Here is a 13,361-nt window from a genome sequence, read left to right as displayed (position 1 = left end):
TGGAGAGTAACGTTACCTATTTCATGAGTAAGGAATTACCTAAAAGAAAAACGGCTTTCAAGTAATACTTGAAAGCCGTTTGTTTGTAGCGAGGAGCGGATTCGAACCACTKACCTTCGGGTTATGAGCCCGACGAGCTACCTCTGCTCTACCTCGCAATGTGGAGTGCAAATGTAGGTAATTAATTCAATCTGCAAAATTTAAATGTACTTTTTTCCCCGCACAGCACTGCATTTCAGAAGATTGCCTTTTTTGACGTGGATGTTGGCGTGCGCTGTGATTCTTTGCTGTATTGTGTTTGAGGGGATTTTGGTTGGCTGTATTTTAACTGACTGTATCGGAAAAATATTTTTTGTAAGATGATGAAATGACAAGATGTTCTTAGCAAATCAGGCAATTTATCATTCCATCATCTTACTAAAATATTTAAATCCGGCTCCTCCGCAAGCGCAATAAAGTATTTACCAGGGTGTCGATATCAGCGCAGGTATTGTAAAAAGCCAGCGATGGCCTTACCGTACTTTCTACGCCAAACCTGCGTAGAATGGGCTGTGCACAATGGTGACCAGACCGTACTGCAATGCCTTCTTCATTCAGGGCTGCACCCACCTGCTCGGTGGTGTAATCCTTGAATACGAAAGAAAGCACACTGGTTTTGTCTGGCGCCGTACCGATTAAGCGCAGTCCTGGTACGTCTTTTAATAATTGCGTAGCGTAAGTGAGCAGGTAATGCTCATATTGATATATAACATCAATGCCTATATGATTTACGTAGTCAATAGCTGCACCCAGGCCTACGGCATCGGCGATGTTGCCGGTACCTGCCTCAAAGCGGCCGGGGGCCGCATGATACTGGGTATGCTCAAATGTAACGTCTTTGATCATATTGCCACCTCCTTGCCAGGGACCTGTTTCATTGAGCAATGCTTCTTTGCCGTATAACACGCCGATACCGGTAGGGCCGAATACCTTATGTCCGGAAAATACGTACCAGTCGCAGTTAAGCCGCTGTACATCCGCACGCATATGTGACACCGCCTGTGCGCCATCTACCAGTACTTTAGCGCCGGCCTGGTGAGCCAGGTCAACAATCTGTTGTGCCGGCGTTACGGTGCCCAGGGCATTAGATACCTGTGTAAACGATACCAGCTTTGTTTTAGTAGTGAGCAGTTTTTGGTATTCTGCCAATATAATCTGGCCGTCATCATCTACGGGTATCACTTTAATCAGCAGGCCTTTTTTGTTGGCCAGCTGTTGCCAGGGTACAATATTGGCGTGATGTTCCAGGTGGCTGAGAATAATTTCATCGCCTGCCTGCAGGAATTGTTCGCCCCAGCTTTTGGCAACGAGGTTGATGGCTTCTGTGGCGCCGCGAACAAAAATGATTTCGTTTACGGAGGCTGCGTTGAGAAAAGCCCTCACTTTCTCGCGGGCGCCTTCGTAGGCATCTGTGGCTCTCGCTGCCAGCTCGTGTGCGGCGCGGTGGATGTTGGAATTTTCGTGTTCGTAAAAGCTGCTGATGCGATCAATAACGGATCTGGGCTTTTGTGTGGTGGCGGCATTATCCAGCCATATCAGCCGGCGTCCATTTACATGTTCCTGCAGAATGGGGAAGTCGGCCCGAACACGGTTGATATCCAGCGAAGGCGGCGTGGCGCCGGTAATGCCGGCGGTGTGTGCCGGCAGAAAATAATACGATGTAGCCGCTGATGGCAATTGCGCCGTATAAGTTGATACCGGAATACTTTGCAAGGCGCGCTGCAACTCCTTTTCAAAAGGGGAGTCATATGCAGTGGGCTGTTGTTGTACAGCAGAAGGAGAAATGCCACTACCCGCTACAGAGGCGGGAATGCCGCCACTACCGGAAAAATGAGGGTCCGGTAAGCTGGTGGGCGCCTGCGTTACATCGCTCACGCTGCCCTGTTGCAACAGCGGATCGGGAGCAGCGGTGGCATATGCCGGCGATAAGGGCTCATTACCGGATTGCAGCGAAGTAAATAACTGGTTGGCCAGCTTTTCCAGGGCGGCAATATCCGGGAGTCCGTCGCTATGAAAATTATTTGTATTCATGGTACTTGCCTATTTCTACATCATCTAATACCGCAATGGCATCATCCACCAATACTGCCAGTGAGCAGTAAAGGGATACCAGGTAAGAAGCAATCGCCTGGTGGTTGATACCCATGAAGCGCACCGACAGTCCGGGAGATTGTTCTCCGGGTAAATTAGGCTGGTAAAGCCCTACTACGCCTTGTCTGGCTTCGCCGGTACGTAATAAGATGATTTTAGACTTGCCGTTTTCTATGGGCACTTTATCTGACGGAATCAGCGGGATGCCGCGCCAGGTAATGAATTGAGAGCCGAATAAAGAAACGGTAGGCGGAGGTACGCCCCGGCGGGTACATTCCCGGCCAAAGGCGGCAATGGTGAGGGGATGCAGCAAAAAGAACCCCGGCTCCTTCCATACTTTGGTGATCAGTTCGTCCAGATYGTCCGGGGTAGGCGCGCCGGTACGGGTTTTAATGCGTTGACCAGGTACTACGCTGTGGAGTAGTCCATATTCTTTGTTGTTGATTAATTCGCTTTCCTGCCTTTCTTTGATGGTTTCAATGATCAGACGCAGCTGTTCACTGATTTGATTGTAAGGCTTGCTGTAGAGGTCTGACACGCGGGTATGCACATCCAGTACGGTATTTACTGCACTGAGGTTATACTCCCGGGGATTATCGATGTAATCCACAAAGGTTTGTGGCAGTTCCCGTTCATCCCTGCCGGAACAATCTACGGCCACATTACTTTCATCTTTTACTTTGTTGAGCCGGTATACGCCTGACTCTACCGGTATCCAGCTCATTAATCTGGTGAGCCAGCGTGGGGTGATGGTAGACATCTGCGGCACCGTACGGGTGGCAATGGCCAATTGTCTTGCGGCGACGTCGCCGAGTGCTGTCTGAACCTTGTGTTGAATTTCATCTGCCATGAGAAGTCAGTTTTTGAAATTTTAAAAATGAAGTTTTGGAAACAGGACGCAAAATGTGTGGTGGCTCATTTCTTATCCTGTTGGAGGGTATAGTGAACCTTAAATTAAGGCATTTTAACGAAAAATCCACGTTAATACTTCGTGATCAAAGGGGCGGGAGGGGCTACTACCCGCTGCAGGGTAGTAGCCATATGGGGTTATTAATAATATCTACAGATCTGAATAGTTGGTGGGTCTCAGGAAAGTGATCTCTGATTTGGAAACATTATGGGCGTATTCTTCCATCGCCGAGAGGCTTTTCCACTTTGGATCGGCGCTAAAGGCTTTCCAGTGTGCATCCCGGTCTTCTTTATTATTGAAGGTGGTCATATACATGAGGTTCGGCATCCGCGGACCGGAAATCACTGATCCATAGAATACGGCATTAAAGTTTAGGGTTTTGAAAATACCAATTTCATCGCCGGTATTGAACATTTTTACTTTATTCACATGGTATTTTTCAGAAGGACTTTCATAGCTGCGCAACTCATATACCCGCTCGCTTTTGGGCGACTGTAGTGACGGCGCTTCCAATACCGGCATACCTGGAAAGGCCTGTAGCAGGATAGATTCGATACGGGCATAGGGAATATTATTCCAGGATGCATCCGTATATTCGGCACCGTTAGCGGCCAGGGCTTTATCGGCTTGCAGTGTTTGACCCAGTTGAGTAAATTGTTCCAGCGATTGGTAAGGAATCAATACATAGATCCGGATATCTGCCGTATCCGTTACCACGGGCTTGAATACGCCGGCCTGTTTGATGCCAGCCCGATGTAAAGCAGGCAGGTATGCCTTTTCGAGATAATTATCTACCAGCGTTTCCTGGGCAGCGGTTTTCAGGTGGTAAATTTTAATCTGGTAAAATTGTCGCTCTTTGGCAGAAAGGGTAACAGCGCATAGCAGCAGCAGTGCCAATAACAAAGTGGAATTTCTCATCATAAAATAATTGTATAGGGAACAAAATACAGCAAATAAATCAGGATTTATAGTCCTGTTTGAATGCATTACTTTTGAGTAATATTAAAAATGTAGTTATGTCAGAACCGGTAATGTTGATAGACCAGCCTAATAACCGAGGAACGTTATACGCCGTAGTAGAGCAGGACGACAGGGTAGCTTATTTCTATCTGTATCCATCAGAATTATTGCAATCTAAATATAATCCGCGTCCGTGCTGGTTACGCAACCTGCAGGCAGCGCCGGAAAAGAGAGATACCGCTGCCATGAAGGAAGGTATGGCGCCCATGCTGCAGGCCGATTACTGTAATCATCCGCAGGGAAAGGAGCCTTTGGAAAAAGAACGGCTGAGTATAGTATGGATGGAAGAAGGAGATGGCGCCGCGGTGCTGTACGATGGGGAAATACTCGGCGTCATTCCCGGCTGGAGTTTATATAATGAAGAACATGCGGTGGCCTATGCGGCCGACTGCATCGGCGCCGGTGATACCGACCGGCTGATGCCACTGGGTAAGCGCGGGGTTAACGTGATGTACGAAAGGGTAGATCAGGCACAGGCCTTTTGGCAGGAGTGGTCCGATGAAGCTTCCCAGGCATGGGGCATCTTACAAGAAAAGTATATTAATGCTTATGAGGCAGCTTATGGCCCAATGGTAAAATACTACGCCATAGATGGAGATCAATGGCCACCCATGGCATTAGGAAAATTTGAAAAGGATGAAGTAGTGTACCTGTGTACCATGGGAGTAAGTATACGACCTATGCCCTGGGTAGAACTGTTATACAATGAGCGTTCGCCTGGTTTCCGCCGGATGGAACTGGCAATGGCCTTTAATAAGGCAGACTATACTGATGAGGAAATTATGAACCTGGCGGGTTTCATGTCTGGCCTGGCCGACCGTCCCTGGAAGCAGGTCACGTGGCTGGGAGAGGGGCATACCGTTAGCTCTGAAAGTCTTCCTCAACCGTACGAAAGCGTGGTGGCATCCACTGCTTTATATAATGGCCCTGCCGTTTCACTACCGGAAGTATATGGAGATAAAGTTAACCTTTATTGGTTAGTGCCTATTACCAAACTGGAACGGGAGTTTGCCCATATCCGTCCCAATGCCGGATATGATTTGCTGGAGAAAATGATTCATCACGGGCTGACTCATATTGTTACCAAACGGGCGGAGTTGCCTTTTGAATAAAAATAATACTTTTAAATACAGGAAGGCTCCGCACTTAGCGGGGCCTTTTCCTTATCTGCGGCTGGTTTCAGGAATTTTTTAAAAAAAGTGGAGAAAATCTGTAACGAAATGATTTCACCACCTACTAATGATGAAAAGAAACTTAAAAGCATATGAAAAAGACCCTTCGTAATATCGTCCTTGTTGTCATCCTGGCTTGTTTATCTGTAGGTCACGCATCTRCACAAACGTCTTCGAAAGAAAATTCGCTCTTATGGGAAGTGAGTGGCAAGGGCCTGAAGCAGCCTTCTTATCTCTATGGCACTATCCACATGATCTGCGAAAACGATTTTAAAATCACAGACAAAGTGACAAAGGCCTTCAATAAAACGGCTGCGCTGGTGCTGGAAGCAGATGTGTTTAATCCAAATATCGGTAGTGAAATAAAGGCGGAAATGATGTCGGATGTGCCATTGAGTAAAAAGCTGACCGCTCCGGAATATGCCGCGGTAGATTCCATTTTACAATTGAAATGTGGCATGCCACTAAAAACATTCGACAACTTTAAACTCTCCATGGTGATGTCGCTGGTAGCGGTTAAAACATTTCCCTGTGCTACCCCAAAATCATTTGAAATGGTGTTTAATAAAATGGCTACAGAACACAATATGCACAGAGACTACATGGAGGAAGTGGTGGCACAAATGCGGCTCCTGAATAAAGCCTTTACTGATTCACAGATTATAGCACAAGTGAAGGATTTTGATAACGCAGTGGACGGGTCTGCCAAATTGGTATCACGGTATAAAGCAGAAGATATTAACGGCTTGTATGCCTTAATGACCTCGCCTGAGTTAATGGATGAAAATACCATGAAATACATGCTGCTGGTAAGAAACAGCAACTGGGCGGAAAAGATGCCAGGCATGATGCAGAAAGAAAGCTGCTTCTTTGCGGTAGGCGCGGGCCATCTTCCTGGTCCTGGTGGCGTTATTGCATTGTTGAAAGCAAAAGGATATACTGTTAAGCCTGTTATGAACTAAAGCCCCGCTGTTTTGAAAAGCAAGGAAAAAGAATTTCTGGATTTGATAGCCACCCACAAAGGAATCATCCATAAAATTTCCAAAATGTACATGGATGCGGAAGATGATCAGCAGGACTTAACACAGGAGATCATTTATCAATTGTGGAAATCTTTTGATTCGTTCCAGCAACAAAGCCGCTTCTCTACCTGGATGTATCGGGTGGCCCTGAATACCGCCCTCGTATTCTTCAAAAGAGAAAAGAAGAGAATGCCAGTTACCGATATGATGCCGGAAGATATAGCAATAGAGGAAGGTGCAACGGCTACCAAAGAACTGCAACTGGCACACTTCTACAAGGCTGTACAAAAACTGGAAAGATTAGAAAAAGCTTTGGTGTTCCTACATCTCGAGAATTATTCGCATAAAGAAATAGGCGACAACCTGGGAATATCGGAAGGGAATGCGAGAATAAAGCTCAGCAGGGCCAAAGACAAATTAAAAGTACTTATTAAAAAACAAGGCTATGAATTTTGATGATATAAAATCTATGTGGAATGATGATAAGGGAGAAGGTACAGTACCTGATAGCGTAACGCAATTGAAGACACTGGCACTTCCTATAGAAAAGATCCGTAGAAGGATGCAGTTGGAATTATATATACAATTGATTAGTTTAGTGATGATAGGAGTGGCACCAAAATTTGGCTATGTGGGCCCGATAGCAGCTATGCCTTTTTACGTAATATATTTTGTTGCGGTAACTATTTCGATCTATTATTTTTCCAAATTCCATGTTTTTTATAAACATCTGAATACAAGCACGCTTCGCTCGAAGGATCATTTATACGAATTGTATTATGAGGGAAAATTGAATATTGAAATGTATAAATCATTTGCCTATACATTAATTCCACTGACATTGATAGGGGTGGGATTACGTATGACGAGTACGTCAAATGAGAAGATGAAGTTATTGTTTCAGGCTGCGCAAACAAATCAGGGGATGGCGGTAGCCCTGGTGATTCCCGTCCTGGTTGCTGTGCTGGTGATGATGTTATCGGTGAACCTTTGGGTGAAATTTTATTATGGAAGATACCTGAATCAGATAAAGGTAGTGTTGGACGAGTTTAAAGAAGCATAAAGCAGAAAGCAGAAAGCAAAAAGCTATTGAGGCGAATGACCATTGCGAATATTATCTCGCTTTGATCATTCGCCTCAATAGCTTTTTGCTTTCTGCTTTCTGCTTTCTGCTCGTCTAACGCTGGTAGCTACCCGCTACTTTGATCAGCTTATCCGGTGCATTGGTAATAATACCATCTACTCCATCTGCTATTAATTTCTTGAAATCACTGTCTTCATCTACGGTCCATGGCAGCACGGCTACTTTTTTAGCATGTGCTTCTTTTACCAGATCGGCGTTTACCAGCAGGTAGTAAGGGCTGTAGATATCCGGTGTGAATCCCAGCTTTTCGAGGTTGGCGCTGAAGCTATCTTTATTGCCAATTAATAAAGCTGTTTTTTGTTTAGGAAAAGATTGATGCAGCACCTGTAAAGTACGTACATCAAAAGATTGGATGATTACCCGGTTGGCAATCTTCTTTTCCTTGATCACCTGCATCAGCAGCGCTACAAATTCCTTTGGCGCCGGATTGTAAGTGCCATCGCCATCAGGGGAACTTTTGGTTTCCATATTGTAATACACCGGCTTCAGGTGATGTGCTTTTACATAAGCTTCCACGCTGTCGATGAGCACAGATAACAACGGTTTATGCACCATCATTTTCGCTTGCTGCGGAAAACGGGGATGTGGTTTGGTACCGGCATCATATTGTTGGATGCTGTCGTACGTCATTTTATACAGTGCCAGGCTTTTCTCTTCTGCTTTGGTAACATCCGATCCATCCGGTTTGCGCATAAATTCGGCAGACATATACGTATCATGAGATACCGCCACTTTATTATCGGAGGTAATAACGCAATCCAGTTCCAGTGTTCTGGCACCCAGTTTCACGGCATTGAGCATGGCAGGAATAGTGTTTTCCGGCATCAGCGCCATACCGCCCCGGTGCGCCTGTACATCAATTGATTGCTGTGCGAAGGCGCTGCCACAAAGCAGCGCACCACAGAAAGATAATATTATACGATTCATATCAATATATTTTTAGCATTATTTCAATAACCACATTTGCCCGTTGATATCATCAACATTGTTGTATTGGGCAATAGCAGCGTTATAGTTGTCTGTGTTGGCAGATTGTTCAGCCGTTGGGTATTTGTACCGGATGGCAATTTTACCATTGTTGCCGGTACCTACGCCGGTGGTAAATACGGGTACGCCTGTACGACGCCAGTTATAATAAGGCTCTAATCCGCTGTTGAGGAAAAATGCCAGGTATTTCTGTTGCAGGATCTGGGTAAGACCCGCGGCGTTATTACCCGCATATTTCACGGTGGACTGTGCATAGTAAGTATCGTAATCCACACTTACCGGCGTAGCCACAAAAGGATTAGGATCTGTTAACTTAGCGCCCGGAGGCAGGGAATAGGCGGTGATATTGCCTTTCAACGGAATATTATAGAAGGCCAGTGAAGCTTTGATGCCTGCATTGTAATACGCTTCGGCGTCGCCTTTAGGCCCTGTAGCTAACCAACCTCTGTTGATGGCTTCTGCAATATTGAAGCACATTTCGGTATAACCGATGATAGGTGTTGGCTCACCGGTGTAGCCGAGGAAGTAACGGTACCTGTTTACATAACCTATTTTCCCGCCACCATTCTGGCTGGCCAGTACGCCCATGTCTAAGCCCGGATCGCCGCCCTGGAAGGCTGCAAACGTACCCGGATTGGTGCCTGCTGCTACAATACCCGGCGCAGGATCAGCCGTAATAAATACGCGCGGATCTTTCAGCGTGGTTAATAAGCTGACGTAAGTAGCGGAAATATTGTTCAACGCGCCATCTGCAAATGTTTCCCGGTTCATGGGATATTTGTTGGTGGGATTGAGCCAGATATATTGCAGGTTGTCGGCCGGACCTTCCATAACCGGGTACTTTGTTGGATTATTCACAATATCGGCAAATTGTCCGGGTATATTGAGATCCGCTTCACCAGCTGCTTTCTTGCTGAGATGTATCAGTAATCTCAGACGGAAAGTGTTCACCACTTTTTGCCAGTTCTTCAGGTTATTGGAGAAGTACATATCACCGGATAAGGATTGATCATTGTTGGTGATTAACTGTGCGAGGTCTGTGTTGGCGCTATCCAGCCAGGCAAATGCCTGCTTGAATACCAGCTTCTGCGGATCGTATTTAGGCTTCAGGTTATTCAGTCCATTCAATGCTTCCGACATGGGAATATCACCCATCTGAAGACTCATCCTTGAAAAGAGATAGGCCCGGAAAAACTTACCCATAGCATGATAAGGGTTTTGATCTCTGGCACCAAATACTTTCGCCTGGCTTTCCATATTCACTACGTTGGTTAACGTAGCATAGAGATTATCGCCGGCGCCAAACAGGTACTGATTATTTCCAAAGTAGGAGTTGTTCTGTAGCTGAAACTGGTTAGTTCTGTCCATTTGTCCGCCTGGCGCATCTATCATGCTGCTGAGGATACCATTAAACAGCAGGGAGGCCGGTACAGACAACGGTTTGTTTTTATTCACATAAAGCTCATCAAAGCTTTTTTTGCAGCTTCCGGTAAGCAGTAGTGCGGTACCGGCAATGAATATATTTTTAAGTACTGATTTCATAAAATGATGCTGGTTTAGAATAAGACATTAACGTTAAAGCCAAATCTGCGGGTGGTAGGTGTTTGCAAACCGGAAGAAGCGGTAGCAGTATTATACTGTTCCACGTCAATACCCTTGTATTTATTGTCTTTATAGAAATAAAGCAGGTTTCTGCCTACCAGCGATAAAGTCAGGCGGCTGATGAAAGTGCGGCTTAACCATTGCTGTGGCAGGTTGTAGCCAATTACTACTTCTCTCAGTTTTGCGTAGGTTTTGCTGGTGAGCATGCCTTCCTGTATCTGGCCGTAGTATTGGGTAGCCCAGCTTTGTACGGTACTGGTAGATTTGTTAGTGGCAAATTGCAGGTCTTTGTAGTTGGTGATGTTACCATAGTTGTCATACTTAATAGGTACGCCATTGGATACCTGTACGCCATCGCCTACGTAAGTACCTTTGTAAGCGCCTACACCAGCATTGGCATCATCATCCAGCCTGGATTTACCGATCGCACCTTCTACCGTGGCGATATTGGCGCCGCCCTGCATGGTCAGCGAGTAAAGACGGTTGCTGATTACACCACCTACGCTACCATCGAACTGGAAGCTGAAATTAAAATCTTTGTAGCGGAAGTTATTGCTGAAAGACCACATGTAGTCCGCATTCATGTATCCGAGGAATTGTGGATAGGGATTTTTCAATGGCTTACCACCGGCATCATACACAATCTTTCCATCCTGGGTTTTTACGAAACCGGTAGAATATAATTTATCGGTTCTGTCGCCTTTCTGGAAGTAAGTGTTGTAATTGGTTTGTCCGGGCGGTAGTTCGTTATATACTTCTTTGAAGGTAGACCAGTTCACCAGTACGTCCCAGCTGAAGTTTTTTGCTTTTACAGCGGTACCCATCAATGACAGCTCATAACCTGTTTTCTTTGTTTTCAGTGCGTTAATGTAGTAAGTAGTATATCCGGTAGAGGGAGAAATTGGATTTGGTAAAATCTGTGGTCCATCAATATACTGGAAGGCGGTAGCACTCAGACCTAGCCTGTTTTTCAACACTTTTACATCAAGTCCTTCTTCAAAGTTTACACGGTTAAATGTTTTGATATTTGGATCGAAGATGCTGTTGGTAGAAAATGCAGCCGTAACGTTGTTATATTTTTTAGCTGTAGAGAAAGCCGATTGCAGGGAGTAATCCGGACCGCCATAGGGGCTTAAATAGTTATTACCATACTGGGAGAAGTTGGTGTTTAAGCTGTTGGCAGTAGAACCATTCAGCTGGCTCCATACATTGTAAGGTGTAGCGCCGATGTAAGTAGCGGTAGCATCTCCGTGTACGGTAGCAAAGGAGCCACGTACTTTCAGGAAGGAGATCACAGACGGCAGGTTCACATAATCAGAGACAACAGATGCCAGTGATACGCTTGGGTAGAAATACACGTTACTGCCTTTAGGTAACGCCGATGACTTATCAACTCTTCCGGTAGCTGACAGCGTAGCATATCTCCCGAAAGACGCATCCATAGAAGCATAGGCGCTGAGTACCCGCATGTCGGAACTAAAGTTATTCGTCATCAGGGTATTGAGCGAGTTACTGAAGTTGTATACCGTAGGTACCACCAGGTAATCGGTAGAAGTGAAATTAGAGTTATAGGTAAACGACCTTAAACTGGCGCCCGCCAGGCCTGAAACGCTGATCAGGTGACTCACCTTGTAATTATAATTCAACTGTACATCGGTGTTGTTCTCGAACATATTCCGGCGGTCTTCGCGATAGTCGCCCTGCCCGAGTGTTCTGGCGTAAGTATAAGCGCCCCATGGCATTTTTTCAGAACGGAACAGGCTATACGTGCTTACCTGTGTACGTCCGGTTACATCCAGGTGATCGTTCAGTTTATAGTTTAGGGATAAATAGCCATTGATATCTGTTTTGTAATGTCCTCTGAGCCAGTCTTCCACCATCATCCAGGGGTTGTTATAGTGTACGTGCTCGGGGAATACAATTTTCACATCTTTTTGTCCTGGTTGCCATTTGCCGCGGATGTCCGGTGCATCAACATTCCATTCATCACCGGTCCATACGGAAAGGTTATAAATAAGGCTGTTGGGGCCGTAGGTTACATCAGGAATATTAGGTGTGTAGGTTCTGCTGAAGTTCACGTCTGAGTTGAACGTCAGGCGTGGCGTGATTTTGTAGGTGGCAGTGGTGTTGAAGTTAGCCACATCTACGCCGGTATTAGGAACGATGCCGGTTTGGTGGGATTGCGATACGGAAAAGCGCAGGGCGTATTTCTCGCCGGTAGCGGATAAGGCCAGGTTGTTGGTGGACTGGAAGCCTGGTTTCAGGAATCTTTCCAGGTTGCTTTTACCGTTTACATAACCGCGGTTTACGTAAGGCGTTGGTTTGATATGTCCATTGTATTTCAGGTCACCGAAGATGGTGGTATAGGTTTGATTAGGATCGTATTCACCATCGTATTGCGGCAGCAGCTGTCCACGGAACTTAGGTCCCCAGAGCTGGTACTGGGCATCCTGCACCCCACTGCCAAATCCATCTGCATAAGCATACTGGCCATACATACCCCCACCATATTCGTGCTGCGTGTGTGGCATGGCAATAAATCCTTTATCAACGGAGTTGGTGGAATTGAATTCTACGCTCATGCCTTTTTTGTTACCCGCTTTTTTGGTAGTAATGAGGATGGCGCCGTATTGTGCGCGGCTACCATACAATGCAGCAGCGGCTGGGCCTTTCAGTACGCTGTAGCTTTCAATATCGTCCGGACTGATGTTCCAGGTATCGGAGCTGATGGGTACACCATCTACTACAAACAGGGTGATTTGGTTACCTCTCATCACCAGAGAAGGAGTACCCAGCATTTCTGTGTTGGCAGCTACGGAGAGGCCGGCCACCTTACCCGTTAATCCGGTAATAGGGTTGGCATCCCTGGCTTTTACGAGGTCGGCGCCTTTTACTTCCTGCACGGCATAACCGATCTTTTTGATTTCTTTTTTAACGCCTAAGGCGGTTACTACTACTTCGCTGAGGGCTTTGGTATCTTCCTGTAAGCGCATGAGCAGGTTGTTGGTAGCAGCGCTTACTTCAAAGCCTTTATAGTTGCCGGGCAGATAGCCCATGAAAGTAAAGTTCAGATCATATTTATTACCGGGTATTAATTTTTTGAAGATGAAAATACCTGTTCCATCGGTAACGGTGGAAAAGTGTTGATGGGTATGTTGATCAGTGGCGGTAACACTTACGCCTGGCAGTGTTTCACCTTTTTCACTCATAACAGTACCTGTGAGTTCAGCCAGTTTTTCCTGCGACAAGGCAACTTGTCCAAACAGCAATAAAAAAAGGCAGGTAAGTAGTCCGGTTTTTTCCCGGCGTAGTTTGCTCTTAAAATGCATAAAATGTAAAGTGATGTTAGTGAATACGCATAGAATGCCCATACG

Annotated in this window: 10 protein-coding genes and 1 tRNA gene; 4 read left to right on the top strand and 7 right to left on the bottom strand. The window is 45.9% G+C overall.

Going from position 1 to position 13,361, the window contains the following annotated elements:
- Positions 1-86: 86 nt before the first annotated feature.
- From AC1DFM_RS06440 to AC1DFM_RS06425, 4 genes are all read right to left on the bottom strand, one after another.
- Positions 87-158: transfer RNA gene (locus tag AC1DFM_RS06440), tRNA-Met, on the bottom strand.
- Between the two features lie 268 nt (positions 159-426).
- Complete coding sequence (locus AC1DFM_RS06435) at positions 427-2,070, bottom strand: family 2A encapsulin nanocompartment cargo protein cysteine desulfurase (protein ID WP_477075873.1); 1,644 nt, start codon at positions 2,068-2,070, stop codon at positions 427-429.
- Positions 2,057-2,980, bottom strand: coding sequence for a family 2A encapsulin nanocompartment shell protein (locus tag AC1DFM_RS06430; RefSeq protein ID WP_477075872.1), 924 nt, complete (start codon positions 2,978-2,980; stop codon positions 2,057-2,059). The genes AC1DFM_RS06435 and AC1DFM_RS06430 overlap by 14 nt, the downstream gene beginning before the upstream one ends.
- Positions 2,981-3,190: 210 nt before the next feature.
- Positions 3,191-3,961, bottom strand: a complete 771-nt coding sequence (locus AC1DFM_RS06425; protein ID WP_477075871.1) for an NIPSNAP family protein — start codon at positions 3,959-3,961, stop codon at positions 3,191-3,193.
- A 95-nt stretch (positions 3,962-4,056) separates the two neighbouring features.
- Here AC1DFM_RS06425 and AC1DFM_RS06420 point away from each other — a divergent pair, with 95 nt between their 5' ends.
- From AC1DFM_RS06420 to AC1DFM_RS06405, 4 genes are all read left to right on the top strand, one after another.
- Complete coding sequence (locus tag AC1DFM_RS06420) at positions 4,057-5,172, top strand: suppressor of fused domain protein (RefSeq protein WP_477075870.1); 1,116 nt, start codon at positions 4,057-4,059, stop codon at positions 5,170-5,172.
- Between the two features lie 152 nt (positions 5,173-5,324).
- Positions 5,325-6,194 carry a TraB/GumN family protein gene (locus AC1DFM_RS06415; RefSeq protein ID WP_477075869.1) on the top strand — a complete coding sequence of 290 codons (870 nt, stop codon included), beginning with the start codon at positions 5,325-5,327 and terminating at the stop codon, positions 6,192-6,194.
- 12 nt (positions 6,195-6,206) lie between these two features.
- Positions 6,207-6,710 (top strand): RNA polymerase sigma factor, encoded by a 504-nt coding sequence (locus AC1DFM_RS06410; RefSeq protein ID WP_477075868.1) that lies wholly within the window; start codon positions 6,207-6,209, stop codon positions 6,708-6,710.
- On the top strand, positions 6,700-7,317 hold the full coding sequence (locus tag AC1DFM_RS06405; protein WP_477075867.1) for a hypothetical protein: 618 nt from the start codon (positions 6,700-6,702) through the stop codon (positions 7,315-7,317). The genes AC1DFM_RS06410 and AC1DFM_RS06405 overlap by 11 nt, the downstream gene beginning before the upstream one ends.
- A 114-nt stretch (positions 7,318-7,431) precedes the next feature.
- On the opposite strand, the gene AC1DFM_RS06400 is transcribed toward AC1DFM_RS06405, so the two are convergent.
- The 3 genes from AC1DFM_RS06400 to AC1DFM_RS06390 are packed head-to-tail and all read right to left on the bottom strand — an operon-like array spanning position 7,432 to position 13,358.
- A complete protein-coding gene (locus AC1DFM_RS06400) occupies positions 7,432-8,325 on the bottom strand; it encodes a glycerophosphodiester phosphodiesterase family protein (RefSeq protein WP_477075866.1) in 894 nt (297 codons plus the stop codon).
- Positions 8,326-8,343: 18 nt separating this feature from the next.
- Positions 8,344-9,927: a SusD/RagB family nutrient-binding outer membrane lipoprotein gene (locus AC1DFM_RS06395; RefSeq protein ID WP_477075865.1), complete on the bottom strand. Its 1,584-nt coding sequence runs from the start codon at positions 9,925-9,927 to the stop codon at positions 8,344-8,346.
- Between the two features lie 14 nt (positions 9,928-9,941).
- Positions 9,942-13,358 carry a SusC/RagA family TonB-linked outer membrane protein gene (locus tag AC1DFM_RS06390; protein WP_477075864.1) on the bottom strand — a complete coding sequence of 1,139 codons (3,417 nt, stop codon included), beginning with the start codon at positions 13,356-13,358 and terminating at the stop codon, positions 9,942-9,944.
- Positions 13,359-13,361: the final 3 nt, after the last annotated feature.

This window comes from Chitinophaga sp. 05T412, from assembly GCF_056396465.1.
Note: the sequence above shows the minus strand (reverse complement) of the source record. Positions and strands in the feature narration are given on the sequence as shown.